Source organism: Streptomyces sp. NPDC093586, from assembly GCF_044764905.1.
Taxonomy (GTDB): domain Bacteria; phylum Actinomycetota; class Actinomycetes; order Streptomycetales; family Streptomycetaceae; genus Streptomyces.
The window spans coordinates 13,274-28,412 of sequence record NZ_JBIWJA010000041.1; the positions used below are offsets into that span (position 1 = coordinate 13,274).

Genomic DNA, 15,139 nt, shown 5'->3' on the forward strand with positions numbered 1-15,139 from the left:
CCCGCCGGTAGCCATCGTGCTCGGCCGTTCCGCGCCTCCGCGATCCCCGGCCGATTCGCAACTGTTCACACGTCTCCCGGGCACCCTATCGTCCGCCGTCGCCGACGGGAGTCAGTAGGATCGCCCTTCGCGATCGACGTGCGCCGGACACGGGGCGGCGGGCGGAACGGATCAGCCGGGCAAGGGAATTGGTGCGAAGTGAGCCACATCGTCGTCAAGCGCCCACCGCGGGCGCTGCCGAAGGACGTGCCCACGCAAGAAGTCGTGCTGCAGCCACCGCCCGAACTCCCGCGGGGGCAGCAGGAAGGCGCCTTGATGCAGATCCTGCCCATGCTCGGCATGGGCGGGTCCGTGGTCTTCTTCTTCAACCCGCAGGCCCAGCCCTTCATGAAGATCATGGGCATGGTGATGGTGGCCTCGACGATCGCCATGGGCATCGCGATGCTGGTCCGCTACCGCCGGGGCAACCAGGGGCAGATGGCCGACATGCGCCGGGACTACCTGCGCTATCTGTCCCAGACCCGGAAGTCCGCCCAGAAGACCGCGCGGGCACAGCGCGACGCCCAGTACTACCTGCATCCTTCACCGGAGCAACTGTGGGCACTGGTCGCCGAGGGCAGCCGGGTGTGGGAGCGGCGCGCCGGTGACGAGGACTTCGGCCAGGTACGGGTGGGCCTCGGCCCGCAGGCCCTGGCCACTCCCCTGATTCCCCCGGAGACGGCACCGGTCGACGAGTTGGAGCCGCTGACCGCGGGCGCCATGCAGCGCTTCCTGGCCACGCACAGCACCCTCGACGACCTGCCGATGGCGATCTCGCTGCGCGCCTTCTACCACGTCACCGTCAGCGGGGAACCCGGCACCGTGCGCGCCACCGCCCGCGCCGTCACCGCCTCGCTCGCCTCGCTGCACTCCCCCGACGACCTGGTCATCGCCGTCGCCACCGGCCGGGAGACCGCCGGGGAGTGGGAGTGGAGCAAGTGGCTGCCGCACGTGCAGTCCCGGGGCGCCGCGGACGGCGCGGGCAGCATCCGCCTGATCACGGCCGACCCGATCGAGCTGGAGGACCTGCTCGCCGACCGGCTCCAGGGGCGTCCCCGCTTCCACCCGGACGGGCAGCCCGTACCCGACCAGCCGCACCTGGTCGTCGTGCTCGACGGCGTCTCGCTGCCGCCGACGTCGCTGCTGGCGAGCCCGGAGGGCCTGCAGGGCGTCACGGTGCTGGAGATCGTGCCCGGCAGCCTCACCAGCGGGCGCGGTGATCTCTCGATCGTCGTCCACCCGAAGGAACTGCGCCTGGAGTCGGCCCACGGCATGGTCTACGAGGGCACGCCCGACGGCCTGTCGTACGAGGCCGCCGAGGCCCTGGCGCGGCAGCTCGCGCCACTGCGCATGGCGTCGGGCGGAGACGACGACGAACCGCTGCTCGCCAACCTGGAGTTCACCGACCTGCTGAACCTCGGGGACGCGGCCTCCGTCGACACCCGGCGCACCTGGCGGCCCCGCTCGCAGTCGGAGCGGCTGCGGGTGCCGATCGGCGTCGGCGAGGACGGCCGGCCCGTGATGCTCGACCTGAAGGAGGCGGCGCAGGAGGGCATGGGCCCGCACGGCCTGTGCGTCGGCGCGACCGGTTCCGGCAAGTCCGAGCTGCTGCGCACCCTGGTCCTCGGCCTCGCCGTCACCCACTCCTCCGAGACCCTCAACTTCGTGCTGGCGGACTTCAAGGGCGGTGCCACCTTCGCGGGCATGGCGCAGATGCCGCACGTGGCGGCCGTCATCACCAACCTCGCGGACGACCTGACCCTCGTCGACCGCATGGGCGACTCGATCCGCGGTGAGCTCAACCGCCGTCAGGAGATGCTCCGCGACGCGGGCAACTACGCCAACATCCACGCGTACGAGAAGGCCCGCGCCGCCGGCGCCCCGCTGCAGCCCATTCCGTCCCTCGTCCTGGTGATCGACGAGTTCAGCGAACTGCTGACGGCCAAGCCGGACTTCATCGAGATGTTCGTGCAGATCGGCCGCATCGGCCGGTCGCTGGGCGTGCACCTGCTGCTCGCCTCGCAGCGGCTGGAGGAGGGCCGCCTGCGGGGACTGGAGACCTACCTGTCGTACCGGATCGGCCTGCGCACCTTCTCGGCGGCCGAGTCGCGGGCCGCACTCGGCGTCCCCGACGCCTACGAACTGCCGAACGTCCCCGGCTCCGGTTTCCTGAAGTTCGGTACGGACGAGATGATCCGCTTCAAGGCCGCGTACGTCTCGGGCGTGTACCGCACGAGCGCCCACCAGGCGGCGTCCTACGGGGGCCCGCTCCCGGTCGACCGCCGGCCCGTGCTGTTCACCGCCGCCCAGGTGCCGGTGCGGTACCTGGCGGTGCCCGCGCAGCGCGAGGAGACGCGGGACGAGACGGACGAGGCGCTCGCCGACACCGTGCTCGACGTCATCGTGCGGCGTCTGGAGGCGCAGGGGCCGGCAGCCCACCAGGTGTGGCTGCCGCCGCTGGACAGCCCGCCGTCGCTGGACACGCTGCTGCCGGGCCTCGCGGAGGTGCCGGGCCGTGGCCTGACCCAGCCCGGTTACGAGGGCGCGGGCCGGCTGGTGGTGCCCGTCGGTCTCGTCGACAAGCCGTACGAGCAGCGCCGTGATCCGCTGTGGGTGGACTTCAGCGGCGCGGCCGGCCACATGCAGATCCTCGGCGGACCGCAGTCCGGCAAGTCGACGCTGCTCCGCTCGATCATCGCCTCGTTCGCCCTCACCCACACCCCGCACGAGGTGCAGTTCTACGGCCTGGACTTCGGTGGCGGCGGCCTGTCGGCCGTGACGGGTCTGCCGCACGTGGGTGGTGTGGCCTCACGCCTCGACCCCGAGAAGGTGCGGCGCACGGCGGCCGAGGTGTACGGCGTCATGACCCGCCGCGAGGAGTACTTCCGCAGCGCGGGCATCTCCTCCATCGCGGAGTTCCGCAGCCGCCGCGCGCGAGGCGACATCTCCGTGACCGACCAGCCCTGGGGCGACGTCTTCCTGGTCATCGACGGCTGGGGGAGCTTCCGCACGGACTACGAGGCCCTGGAGCCGTACGTCCTGGACATCGCGGCGCGCGGTCTCGGCTACGGCATCCACCTGATCCTCACGGCGTCCCGTTCCATGGAGGTCCGCAGCAACCTCAAGGACCAGCTGATGAACCGGCTGGAGCTGCGGCTCGGCGATCCCATGGACTCCGAGTTCGACCGCAAGGTCGCGGCCAACGTGCCGACGGGCGTGCCCGGCCGGGGCCAGACGCCGCAGAAGCAGCACTTCATGGCGGCGGTGCCGCGCATCGACGGCCTGTCGTCCGACACGGACCTGGCGGAGGCGACGCAGGCGCTCGGTGCGGAGGTCTCCCGGCACTGGCAGCAGCCCGGTGCCCCGGCGGTGCGGCTGCTGCCGAGGGAGTTCCCGGCGCACCAGCTTCCGCCCGGCGACCGGTTCCCCCGGCTCGGCGTCTCCTTCGCGCTCGACGAGGACAACCTCGAGCCGGTGTTCGTGGACTTCGACCAGGACCCGTTCCTGCTGGTGTTCGGCGAGAGCGAGTCCGGCAAGTCGAACCTGCTGAAGCTCCTCATCCAGCGCATCACCGAGCGCTACGACGGGGACCGGTGCAAGCTGTTCGTCGTCGACAACCGGCGCTCCCTGCTGGGCGTGACGCCGTCTTCGCACCTGGCCGAGTACGTGCCGATGTCGAACCAGATGCAGCACCACATGGACGCGCTGGCCGAGCTGATGCAGCGCCGCACTCCGACCTCCGACGTCACGCCGGAGCAGTTGCGCGACCGCAGCTGGTGGAACGGGCCGACGATCTTCGTCATCGTCGACGACTACGACCTGGTGGCCACGTCGAGCGGCAACCCGCTGGCGACCTTGACCGAGATGCTGCCCTTCGCCCGGGACGTCGGCGTGCGCTTCATCATCGCCCGCTCCACCGCGGGCGCGGGCCGCGCCGGCTACGAGGCCTTCATGCAGCGCGTCAAGGAACTCGGCGCCCAGGGCGTCGTCCTCAGCGGCGACCCGGCCGAGGGCGACCTGCTGGGCGGGGTGCGCCCGCGCCAGATGCCTCCCGGGCGGGGCGTGTTCGTGTCGCGGCGGCGGGGGAAGCCGCTGGTTCAGGTGGGGTTGGTGGAGGACGGGAGCGGGCGGTGAAGGTCGCCCGGAGGATCGGGCTGTTCTGCGTACTGCCGCTGGTGCTCGCGCTCACAGCCGCTTACACCTGGTACCGGGTGAGCGACACGGGCCGGGAATGGCGCTACGAGGGCAAGCTCGCGACCTACTGCGGCGGCCTGATCCCCTACGACGAGTCGGCGGTCCTCACCGGCCTCGACACCGAGGCCGGCCTCGCCCGGGACGAGGAGTACGGGTACGGAGAGGACCGCTTCCGCTCCTGCCGGATGGCGGACCTCATCGTGTCCGTCGGGCTGATCCCCGCCGACGCGGTCCGCCATGGCTCAGGCTTCGAGATGCTGGGGACGCTGGACAGCGAATCGTCGGACCACCTGCCCATGTCTCTGGGCGGCGGCTGGCGCGGTTACACGGATCTGCGGAACACGGGCGTCGTCCTGCCGTGCACCGACAAGGACGCGTCCCTGGTGGTGAGCATCGCCGGCGACGGATCCCACGGGAGCGCCGAGGGGAGCCGCGCGGTGGGACAGCTCGCCACCGCCGTCGCCCGCAAGGCGGCCGACCGGCACTCGTGCGAGGCGGACTTCGGCGGCCGCATACCGAAGCTCGCGGCTCCGAAGGGACATACCGGCCCCGGGAACGCGTCGGGCACTTGCGCGGGCATACGGATTCCGGAGGCCCAGTGGGTCCACTGGATCATGGAGACCGAGACGTCGGACAGCGCCCCGCTGGAACGCTGCCTCATGGGCGAGACGAAGGAACGCGACGAGGTCCTCTACTCCCTGGAGGCGGCGTTCGGCCCCTACGCCCAACGGCTGCGGCCGAACGTCGGTCATGACGAGCACTGGCCGCAGCCAGGCCTGACGCACGACAGCGCGAGGGCGACGGCGTCCTGCCCGGACAGTGCCGTCCCGGCCGTGTTCAGCATCCACGCGACGGTCTACGCCGCTCCGACGCAGGAGTTCCTCCGCTCGGCCCTGCGCACGTTCGCCGAGCGGTCGGCGGCACGGCACGGGTGCACGGGGGTTCGGCTGCCGGGCTGAGGCCGTGTCGCTCAGAAGCAGGTGAGGGCGTAGACCGCGCTGTCGCTCATGTAGAAGACGCGGTTGCCGTCGGCGGCCATGCGCAGGCGGTACTGGTACAGGGGCGACACGATGTAACGCCACACCCATGTGCCGTCGGCGGCCGTGACGGCGGCGATGACCAGTTCCTCCGGGGTGCCTTCCGCCACGACCGACCAGACACTGTTCCCCTGCACCAGCAGAGGGCTCGCCACGTAGGCGCCGTGCTCTCCCCGCCAGAACTCCTCGCCGTTGCTCTTGTCGAGCCGTCTCGGATAAGCGTCCCCGACCGCGTACACGGCCTCATCGGTGACCACCGGCTGTCCCCACTGGTCCGCGGCGTCCACGTCCGGGCCGAGCTTCGTCCTCCAGAGCACCGTCCCGTCGCTGAGGCGGCACGCGTCCAGTGTTCTGCCGTTGAGGTACACGACGTCGTTCTCGATGGCGGGGCGTATCGAGACGCCGACACGGTCGGTACGGCGCCACATCGGACGGCCGTCGCTCGTGCGCACGACGAGAACGTTGCCGTCCGTCGTCGGGAGGACCAGCCGGCCGCGCCCGACGACGGCGGACTCGTTGAGCTTCTTGCGGAAGTCGCCGGGCAGGGTGACCGTCCAGGCGACCTTGCCGTCCGTACGTCGCACACTGCGCAGCCTGTCGTCCTGCGTGACGACGTACACCGCCTCGTCGTCGGCGGCGAGCAGCGATTTCGCCTCGGCCTCGGGGCAGGTCCATCGTGCTTCCCCGGTGGAGGGCACGTAGGTGCGCAGCGCGCCTTTGTCGTCGGCCCCCGCGACCAGGCGGTCCGAGAGCGACAGATACCCGCTCTTCAGCCGGATGACCGGCGCGCTCCAGCGTCGTGTGCCGTCCTTGACGTCGTAGGCCGCGATGCCGCCGCTGGCGGCGCCGAAGACGATGACGTCCCGCACCGGCAGGAGCTTCGGTGAGAAGGGGTCGGCTTCCTCCTGAAGCGACCAGATGGTCGCGGGCTTGCTCACATCGGTGGCCTCCGGGTCGACCGTGAGGAGCGGTTCCTCGGGGGTCGGCACGGCGGGTGGGATGTCGAAGGGGTCGGTCGTGTTGGCTCCCTCCCGGCTACCGAACCACCAGGCGGTCGCGCCGCCACCCGCGGCCAGCACCGCGCCCGTCGTGACGAGGCCGGTGAGCAGGCGACGCCGGGAGACGGAAGGCGTGGCACCACTGCTCGTCAGTGCTGCCTGACTGGTCAGCTCACGCGTGTCGGCCTCGCGCTGCTTGATGGCGTCGGCGAGCTTGCCCTTGCGCCACACCCGGTCGGCTCCCTTGGATGCCGCCATGGCCTGGGCGATCTGGGGAGGGGTGGGGCGCGCGGCCGGATCCTTGGCCAGGCAGGGCGCGATCAGTTCCCGCAGCCGTGGTTCGATGCCGTCGAGCACAGGCTCGCCGTGGACGACGCGGTACTGGAGTTCCGCGACGTGCCCGCCGTCGAAGGCCCGTTGCCCGGTGGCCGCGTACACGAGCACCGCGCCCAGCGAGAACACGTCGGCCGACGGGGCGACGCGCCGCCCGAGTACCTGCTCCGGCGCTCCGTATCCGGGGGTGACGGGCACCTGGCCGGTGCTGGTGAGGGTGAGTCCGTGTTCGGGCCGGGCGATACCGAAGTCGATGACGCGTGGTCCGGCCGAGGTGAGGACGATGTTCGGGGGTTTCAGGTCCCGGTGGATGAAGCCCGCTGCGTGGATGTCGCCGAGGGTGCGGGCGAGGGAGGCCGCGAGCGCTCTGAGTGCGGGTTCGTCGAGGGGGCCGTACGTGTCCACCGCGTGGTCGAGTGTGAGGCCCGCGAGGAACTCGGTGGCGATCCACGGCCGTGCCGCCTCGGTCCGGGCGCCCAGCACGGCCGCGACACCGGGGCTGCGCACCGCCTGTGCGGCCTGGGCCTCACGGACGAAGCGCTGGGCGAGGTCGGTGTCGTGGGCGAGTTCGGGCCGCAGGACTTTGACGGCGGCCAGACCTCCGGCGGCGTCCTGTCCCACGTACACCTTGCCCATGCCGCCTGCTCCGAGGACACCGAGGAGGCGGTAGGGACCGAGACGGATCGGGTCTCCGGTACCGAGGGGGTCCATGCGAGGTCTTTCTGCTGTGGGAGGCGGGAGGTATCTGCGTGGGGGTGTGGCCGGCTAGAGGAGCCGGTAGGCGGTCAGGTGATCGGCGTCCACGGCGAGGATCAGCCCCAGGCGCGCGTCTACGTGGAACTGCTCGCCGCTCGTCTTGTAGGTGCGCTCCGTGGTGTGGGACGACAGGCCCACGGCCCGCAGGTGGACGCCGTTGCGGTAGTACGCCCGCTGGTCGCCAATCAGGGGACGCCAGGCGGTGTACGCGCCTTGTGCCTGGTCCGTCTTCTCGGTCCAGAGTGTTTTGCCTCGGACGGCGTCCACCGCTTCGATCCCGCCTTCTTCGGCGACGGCGTACACCACGCTCTCCTTCACGGTCGGCGGGCTGTACCGACGCCCCTGCCCGCTCGCCCACGCCTGCGCCCCGTCGCTCAGCCGGAGCGCCCTGAGCCCCGTGCCTCCGACGTAGACACGCTCCTGGTCGACAGCGATCGGACTGCGCAGGGGCTCGGGGTCCTCGACGTCGTGGGGCTTGTCCCAGAGGACGGCTCCGGTACGGGTGTCACGGACGACGAGGCGCGCCTTCTTGTCGTCCGCCTCCTGGAACGTCACGAGGCGTGTGCCGACGACCGCCGCGGAGAGGATGTACAGGCGGGTGCTCTTGTCCGGCCTCTTCGGCAGGGGCTGTTTCCACAGGGTCCGGCCGGTGGAGAGGTCCGCGGCGCGGAGTGTCCAGGTCTGCGAGGCGAGGAAGGACCCGTTGTAGTTCGAGGGCCCTTGCCCCAGCACCACGTACGCGGTGGTCCCGGTGACGCTGAGGAGTTGATGGCCGCGTAGATCGTAGTTGGTGTCCGCGAAGTAGGTCCCGGTGGGTTTGATGTATTGCTGCTCTTCGTCAAAGGTGGCGACCTCGACCGGATTCCTCTGCCCGACTATGTGCTCGAAGTCGCTCGAGAGTCGATAGAGGGTGTCCTCCACGGCAGACACCTGCCACCAGTCCCCCCAGTCCCCCACCATCGTCTCCTGCCGCTGACCGGTGGAGGAGTTGATACGCACGGTCTGGGCATGCATGGTGAGGTAGATGTGACCGTTGGCCGAGTGGGGGATAATCAGACCCCACTCGCGCTTCATCAGGTTCGATCTCTCGTACTGCCACAACGGGTCGAGGTTGCGCGTCGGCACGGCGGCGATCGCGCCCTGACGCCCGTCGGTGTCCCTGCTCCCCCACCACACCCCTCCGGCCACGGCCGCGCCGCTCGCTGCCACGGCTCCGCCCCACATCAGGAACCGACGACGGGACGGTGCACGCCGTGCTTCTCCGGAAGCCGCCTCGTACGTGTCCGGGACCGCCGGCGGAGCCGCGCGCTGCGGCATCGGCTGCCACACGTCGGCCGCACGCCGGCCGATGTCCGCGAGCAGCACGTCCGGCAGGTGGTCGGCGAACTCGCCCGACCCGTCGTGGAGTCGAGCCGCCAAGTCTTCGGTGCGGGGACGCTCCTGCGGATTCTTGGACAGGCACGGGGTAAGCACCTGCGCCAGCGAAGCCGGCACTCCGTCGAGGTCGGCTTCCGCGTACCGGACCCGATACAGGAGATCCGCGGCCTGCCCGTAGCCGAACGGGGCGCGGCCTGTCGCTGCGAACACCAGCACTCCAGCGAGCGCGAACACGTCACCGGCCGCTTCGTGGTCCTGCCCCGTGGCCTGTTCCGGCGACATGAACGCCGGTGTGCCCACGGCCGCACCGGCGCGCGTCAGGCGATCGTCGTCGATGGCCCTCGCGATGCCGAAGTCGATGAGCTTGGGGCCGTACCCGGCGACGAGGATGTTGGACGGTTTGAGGTCGCGATGGACCACGTCGCTACGGTGCAACTGGCCGAGCGCACCGCACAGCGCGGCACCCAGCGCCCGCACAGAGACCTCGGGCAGCGGTCCGGCGATCCCGACTGCCTCGTCGAGCGACGGTCCCAGCACGTACTCTGTGGCCATCCAAGGCGTCTCCGCGAGCGGATCCGCGTCCACCACCCGCGCGCCGAACCGGTCGCCGATGACCCGGGCGGCATCGACCTCCAGCCGGAAACGGGTGCGGGCGGCCGGGTCCGCGGCGATGGCCGCGTGCATCGTCTTGAGTGCCACGGTGCGCCCGCCGCCCGAGCGCGCCACGTACACCGTGCCCATGCCTCCGCTGCCCAGCCGGGCGATGAGCCGGTAAGGGCCGAGGGCGATGGGGTCGTCGTGGGTGAGGGGGGTCGGCATGGTTTCTCGTCATCGAAGTCGTGCGGAACACCGGGCAGTCGTGCAGGTTCGGACGGCTCGTGGCTCTATGTCGCCGCCGCCACTTCTGCGGCCAGGACGGACGCCGACTGGTGGGCGATGGCGGCTATGACCCGAGGGGGCAGCCAGCCAGGACCGAGGAAGGCCTCGGCACGCGTGACGGGGCCGAACCCCGTAGGGCTCGGTAGTGCGGGGTCGTCGGCCAGCACACGGATCATCTCGGCGATCGACGGGCGGCGTGCCGGGTCCTTGGACAGGCTCCGGCCGATGAGTGACCGTAGGAAGGGCGGCAGTTCGTCCAGCTCGGGCGCCGTGTACCCGGTGGCCGCGTAGGCCAGTGTCGCGCCGAGCGCGTAGACGTCGCCCAACGGGCGGGGCCGACCGCCCGCCGCCTGTTCGGGCGGCAGACTCCCAGTGTCCAGTCCCGGTGCGTCGTGTCGGGGAACACCGTCCTGCGCTGCGGCGCGCACCGCGCCAAAGCAGGAGAGCCGGGGACCGTCGGCGGCGATCAGTACCGCCGAGGGGGACACTCCCGCGTGCGTGACGTTCTGTCCGTGCAGCACGGCGAGGGTCTCGGCCAGGGCAACGGCGAGGGCCCTGACGGTGCGCTCGGGGAGGGGACCACCATGGAGGGCCAGCACTGCAGGAAGAGGAAGAGCGGGCACGTAGGCGTGGGCGGCCCATGCCGCGGTTCCGGGAGCGGCCACCTCGACGACCGGCAGGATCCAGGGACCCAGGAGGTAGCGAGAGAATTCGGCCTCGGCGAGAAACGCCGCCGGCTGGACGGCCTCCAGGGGCTTGCTGAGGAAGACGGTGCGTTCGCCGTCGGCGCTGCGTGCGATGAAGCGCGTCATCGGAACGGGGCAGGAGGCGGAGGTGCCCGCGACGAGACCGCGCGCGTCGAGCCGAGTGAGAGGCGTGTAGGGGCAACGGGGCGCCCGTGCGCCGCTCTCAGCCCCCGTCATGTGTGTCCTCGCATTGTCCGTCGTTGTGTCAGGTGGCACACAGCAGCAGGGTGGGCGTCTCCCGTGCACGCCCACCCTCGTTACTGCCGCGGCCTCGGCCGCCGGTGACTACTGCAGGTACCTGGACGCGGCCAGGTCACCTTCCATGTAGGTACCACCCGACTGACCCACGACGTGGCCGATGCCCATCAGAGCCTGGTGGATGTCCCTGGACTCCGCGTCCCAGCGGTCCAGCTTCTCCTTGAAGGTGTCCTGGGCCTTGCCCACCCAGTACTGCTTGCTGGCCTCCACCATCTTCCGGAGCTGCTGGATGTCCTCGTCGAGCTGCTTCGCCTGGTTGGCGATGTTCGTCGCCGCGATGTCGAGCCCGTCGTAAGTTACCTGCAGGCCGTCCGCATTAGTGCCCATATCCGCCTACCTCATCCCTTTCCGCCTGTGCTGGTTGTCCGCGCCTTGGATCTCGTTATGACATCGAGCTGAACGGCGACACCGTGGGGGCACCGTCCTTGACGTTGATCTTGTTCACGGCCGCGCGGACTTCGTCTTCCTTGGTGTCCTTGATGTTGCGCGTCGCGGTCATCGCCTCGATGACCTCAGCGAGGATGCCGCCCATGTTCTTCAGCGACGTGTTGATCTCGTACTGCTTGGTGTCGAACGCGGCACGGCCGATGCCCTGCCACTGGCCCTCGAGGCTGTCGATGACACCCTGCAGGCTGTGCACCCGCGCGCGGATGCTGTCGAACTTCTCGTACATGTCCTTCTGCAGCTTGATTACCGCTGCATCTTCGAGCTTCTGGTCGACGGCCATGTTCCGCCTGCCCTCCCTTTTCGTTTCGGGGTCCAACTGTGCGGCTCAATGCCCTGCGGCGATGAGCACGTTCTCCATGTCCTGCCCTAGCGGCTCAGGGCCCGGGCGGCCGACGTCACGCGGAGCGACGCGATCGCAGGACGACGAAGGCTCCGCCTCCGATCACGACGACGGCGGCGGCAGCGCCGAGGGCGATCCACAGCGTGCTGTTGTCGTCATTCGAGGACTCGGCTGCCACGTTCTCCGTCTTGTCCGCCTTTGATCCTGCTGCGGCCTTGTCGGTACCTGAAGAGTCTCCCGGTGCTTGTGACGAGCCTGTTGCGGAGGGGGAAGCCGCGGAAGCAGGCGGGATCTCCGTGACCAACTTCTTCCCCTTCTCCTTGTTCCACTTGGCGAGGGGATCGGAGTAGGCGGGGCCGGCGTCGAAGTTCGGGTTCTCGAGCACTTTGTAGGGGCGAACGGTGCCGTAACCGGCGTACTGGGTCGGGTCGTCCTTCGGCCAGTGGCGGCTTGCGGTGTCGATGAGTGCCCGGGTGACTTGGTTCGCCGTCCAGTCGGGGTGGGCGGACCAGATGAGGGCGGCGGAGGCCGAGGCGATGGCCGTGGAGGCGCTGGTTCCCTTCAGGCCATGGCAGTACGACTCGAAGCTGGGTCGGCAGTAGCCAGGCATGCCCTCACCTGGTGCTACGAGGTCGACGTAGTTTCCGTGCGAGGAGAACTCCGAGATGTTGTTGTCTTTGTCCATCGACGAGATACCCAGTACATACGGAGCCGCAGCCGGGTAGCCAATGTTGTTCTCGCCGGTAGTGCCGTCGTTTCCAACGCCAGCGATCAGCATCTTGCCTTTCGAAGCGGCGTAGGTGACCGCTTCCTCCACGTCCAGATCGAGGTAGGGGAGGCTGAAAGACATGCTGATGATCTTCGCATCAGTATCAGCCGCGGCTCTGATCGCCTCGGCAGGTAGGGCAGTCTTCTTCTTGTCCTCGGCCCCCGTCAGGCCATTCAGATGAATGCGGTACGGAACGATCTTCGCGCCAGGCGCGAGACCCTGCACACTGCCATTGGCGCCCGTGCCTGCGATGAGCTCCGCCATGCTCGTGCCGTGACCTGTGTAGTCGTCGGAAGCACCGTACGCGACAGCTTTAGGGACATCGTCCACCAAAACCTGCCCCTCAAGCGCATCGGTATGGGGATTCACTCCCGTGTCGATGACAGCTACCTTGACGCCCTTGCCCGTACTGTCTTTCCACATCTGCTCTGCCTGCATCGGCTGCAGATACCACTGTTCCGGCTGAACGTCGGACGCCATAGCATGCGGAGCGAATCCCACGCTCGCAGCCGCCAAGGCGCCAGCCACCGCGCTAACGGCACGCACGCGTCGCTTGCAGTGGCTCCCGTGGATGCCTTTCCGCTCGGCCAGTCGGCTGGTCCCTGGCTTCATGACGTTGTGAGTCCTCGCTAGCACTTAGTTGACGACCGGCGGCACGCCGCGCCGTTGCTGATCGGGCAGGTGGGTCTCTTCGTCTTCGGTGACATGGGTAGCTCGCGGCGTCCCTTCCTTGTCGCTGCCCGCGTCCTTGTCGCCCGACTTTGCGCGGCCGCCCGGCCCACGCACGAGGCCGGCGCCTCCACGAGTCATACCGTTCCGCTCGGCATTGGCTGCGGAATTGCGTGCGGTGGGACTGCCAGTGATGGACTTGGACGTGGTCGGGCCGACTCGAGTCCTGTTCCCGGTAGCGGAACCCGCCTTCCCGGCGGAGGTCGGTCCGCCAAAGACACCGCTCTGCCCAGGACGCCGCTCGGCTGACCGGGAGCCGGATGCAGCCTCAGCACCGATCACCGTGCCTCGAGGAACCTTTGGCCCGTTCTTCGCTGGTGTTGCTGCTCCGGTCACGGGCCGTCCCCCGACCACGCCATTCGCATGGCCTGCACCAGTCGCCCTGCCACCCTGTGACTTTGAAGCGAACGTTCCAGCCGGCTTCGCTGTACCACCGGTGACTCCCGGGCCCATGGGCAGGGACTTCGCTCCTGGAGAGGCGCCCTTGGCGATCGGCTGGCCGGTCGCCGCCGTACGACCCATCTGGCTGAGGGGACCATTGCCTGTGCGTCCCGGCCCTCCGTTGGTCATGCCGGTCGTACCGGCTCGCCCGTTTGCGGTGATTGGGCCCCTGAGACCACCTGGCCCGCTCGTACCCTTCTTCGGGAGCAGGTTATTGATCGGCCCATAGGGATTACTGGGCCCGTTGTTCGTACTGTTACTCCCACCAGGAACACCGACGGCCGGAGCAATCTCCCCATGGGCAATGGGCGTTACGGAAGGCAAGGTCCCGATGCTGTCGATAGTTGTTCCGACGGCGATGCCAGGCTCCACAGGGGGCCGCGCCGTGTCAGTCGGACGCAGTGGTACGTCAGCTGAGCCGCCCGTCTCGGCGCGGCCCTCTGTGACGATCGGCGGTTGGTGACCAAGGCCGACCGTCCTCACACTCGACTGGTGTGCCGCCGACGCACCGCCCTCCCCAACGTAGATGTTGTCACCGAAGCTGGGTGAGGGCTTCGGGACGCCCACGTCCGGCATGGTCTTGAACTCGGGGAGCGGCAGCTCCTGGAGTTGCAGGTTGGCCACCGCATAGTAGGACGACAACCGATTCATCTGGTTGATCGCCTCTTGCCGGTTCTTCTCCACGCGCACCGCTTCGGCGTACTCGGCGTTGCCCTCGACCTGCATGGGCATCGGAATAGCCTTGGGACGCACGTCCTCCTTACCGGGCGGCCTCGTGTCGCGGGGCGGCATGGCCTTGCGTACTGCCGCCAGGCCCACGGCAGCAGCCGTGATCTGGTCCCCCGCCCCGCCGGCGAAGTCGCTCAGCCCATACGTGCTGGTGACCAGCGAGCGCCCCCACTTACGAAAGGCCTCGCCCGACTCACCGACCCAGTGGACGTTCTCGATGTGGCCGTCCAACTCCTTGGCGGCCTCCGCGATAGCGTCCCGCGCGTCCCACAGGGCCTTGCCGGAAGACTCGAGGTCCTCCGGGTTGGTCTGTTCCACCAGGTCGATCATGGCGTTCAGGGAGTGCTCTTCGAAGTGGGTGCGACCGTGTACCGCGTTTACGTACGGCCCCTTCTTCGCCGCCTCACGCACCATGCTGTCGATCGCTTGACGGAGGAAGCCGCCACCTTTACCCGGGTGCTCGGCATGCCGCGTGAAGTCCGTGAACGTATTCTGCGCGGAGACCCGCTCCAGATCCTGCTCGTGCTTCTTGTCGGTCACCGCAGGCCTCCGGTGGTCTTGTCGCCCTCAATGCGCTGCTTGCCGTCTCCCGCGCCCTGCAGGTCCTTGATCTGCATCTGGATCGCATAGAAGCGGCGCCGCTGCTCCTCTTCAAGGTTGTCGAAGCCCACGTGCGCACCCCGGACGGCGATGCCGATCGCCTCGATCTGGAGGTGCAGGGTCTTGGACAGAGAGGTGAGCTTCTCGTGCACCTGGTTGTACTGCAGGTACAGGGCATGCGCCTCGGGGAAGGCGGCCGGGTCCGTCGCCAGCGATGTCGGCTTGATCGTCTGGGCGCCGACTCGAGTCGGGTTGCCGGGCGATCCCTCGAGGTTGGTCAGGACCGCGTCCACCCTCTTCACGAACGTGCTCAGCGCCTCGCCGGTGACCTCCAGATTCGCCGCCCTGGCTGCCGACACGCCCCCCACCATGTCCACTGGAAGCACGTCGCTCCCTCCCCGTTCCCCGTAGCTTCATCACTGTGGCCGACCGGCCACTCGCCCCCGCGATCGCAAAGCGAGTCGCAC

The 15,139-nt window shown here is 69.2% G+C and carries 10 protein-coding genes; 2 read left to right on the forward strand and 8 right to left on the reverse strand.

Annotated elements, in window-relative coordinates:
* The first annotated feature begins 198 nt into the window (after nucleotides 1–198).
* A complete protein-coding gene (eccCa, locus tag ACIRFH_RS30450) occupies nucleotides 199–4,173 on the forward strand; it encodes a type VII secretion protein EccCa (protein WP_403527742.1) in 3,975 nt (1,324 codons plus the stop codon).
* On the forward strand, nucleotides 4,170–5,192 hold the full coding sequence (locus ACIRFH_RS30455) for a hypothetical protein (RefSeq protein WP_403527745.1): 1,023 nt from the start codon (nucleotides 4,170–4,172) through the stop codon (nucleotides 5,190–5,192). Before eccCa ends, ACIRFH_RS30455 begins: the two co-directional genes overlap by 4 nt.
* An 11-nt stretch (nucleotides 5,193–5,203) precedes the next feature.
* On the opposite strand, the gene ACIRFH_RS30460 is transcribed toward ACIRFH_RS30455, so the two are convergent.
* The 8 genes from ACIRFH_RS30460 to ACIRFH_RS30495 all read right to left on the reverse strand — a co-directional run bounded on the left by ACIRFH_RS30460 (nucleotide 5,204) and on the right by ACIRFH_RS30495 (nucleotide 15,058).
* The gene (locus ACIRFH_RS30460) at nucleotides 5,204–7,312 is read right to left on the reverse strand and encodes a PQQ-binding-like beta-propeller repeat protein (protein ID WP_403527748.1); all 2,109 of its coding nucleotides are present in this window, start codon (nucleotides 7,310–7,312) and stop codon (nucleotides 5,204–5,206) included.
* Between the two features lie 54 nt (nucleotides 7,313–7,366).
* Nucleotides 7,367–9,553 carry a protein kinase gene (locus tag ACIRFH_RS30465; RefSeq protein ID WP_403527751.1) on the reverse strand — a complete coding sequence of 729 codons (2,187 nt, stop codon included), beginning with the start codon at nucleotides 9,551–9,553 and terminating at the stop codon, nucleotides 7,367–7,369.
* A 65-nt stretch (nucleotides 9,554–9,618) separates the two neighbouring features.
* Nucleotides 9,619–10,536: a serine/threonine protein kinase gene (locus tag ACIRFH_RS30470; protein WP_403527754.1), complete on the reverse strand. Its 918-nt coding sequence runs from the start codon at nucleotides 10,534–10,536 to the stop codon at nucleotides 9,619–9,621.
* A gap of 108 nt (nucleotides 10,537–10,644) precedes the next feature.
* Nucleotides 10,645–10,944, reverse strand: a complete 300-nt coding sequence (locus ACIRFH_RS30475; protein WP_403527757.1) for a WXG100 family type VII secretion target — start codon at nucleotides 10,942–10,944, stop codon at nucleotides 10,645–10,647.
* 55 nt (nucleotides 10,945–10,999) lie between these two features.
* Nucleotides 11,000–11,344: a WXG100 family type VII secretion target gene (locus ACIRFH_RS30480; protein ID WP_403527760.1), complete on the reverse strand. Its 345-nt coding sequence runs from the start codon at nucleotides 11,342–11,344 to the stop codon at nucleotides 11,000–11,002.
* A gap of 115 nt (nucleotides 11,345–11,459) precedes the next feature.
* Complete coding sequence (locus tag ACIRFH_RS30485; RefSeq protein ID WP_403527840.1) at nucleotides 11,460–12,719, reverse strand: S8 family serine peptidase; 1,260 nt, start codon at nucleotides 12,717–12,719, stop codon at nucleotides 11,460–11,462.
* A 90-nt stretch (nucleotides 12,720–12,809) separates the two neighbouring features.
* Nucleotides 12,810–14,612 carry a hypothetical protein gene (locus ACIRFH_RS30490; RefSeq protein WP_403527763.1) on the reverse strand — a complete coding sequence of 601 codons (1,803 nt, stop codon included), beginning with the start codon at nucleotides 14,610–14,612 and terminating at the stop codon, nucleotides 12,810–12,812.
* Entirely contained in the window at nucleotides 14,609–15,058 is a 450-nt protein-coding gene (locus ACIRFH_RS30495; RefSeq protein WP_403527766.1) for a hypothetical protein, read from the reverse strand. The genes ACIRFH_RS30490 and ACIRFH_RS30495 overlap by 4 nt, the downstream gene beginning before the upstream one ends.
* Nucleotides 15,059–15,139: the final 81 nt, after the last annotated feature.

Coding starts and splice junctions, on each gene's coding strand:
- ACIRFH_RS30475 (WP_403527757.1), bottom strand. CDS start 10,944: ATGGGCACTAATGCGGACGGCCTGCAGGTAACTTACGACGGGCTCGAC.
- ACIRFH_RS30480 (WP_403527760.1), bottom strand. CDS start 11,344: ATGGCCGTCGACCAGAAGCTCGAAGATGCAGCGGTAATCAAGCTGCAG.
- ACIRFH_RS30460 (WP_403527748.1), bottom strand. CDS start 7,312: ATGGACCCCCTCGGTACCGGAGACCCGATCCGTCTCGGTCCCTACCGC.
- ACIRFH_RS30465 (WP_403527751.1), bottom strand. CDS start 9,553: ATGCCGACCCCCCTCACCCACGACGACCCCATCGCCCTCGGCCCTTAC.
- ACIRFH_RS30470 (WP_403527754.1), bottom strand. CDS start 10,536: ATGACGGGGGCTGAGAGCGGCGCACGGGCGCCCCGTTGCCCCTACACG.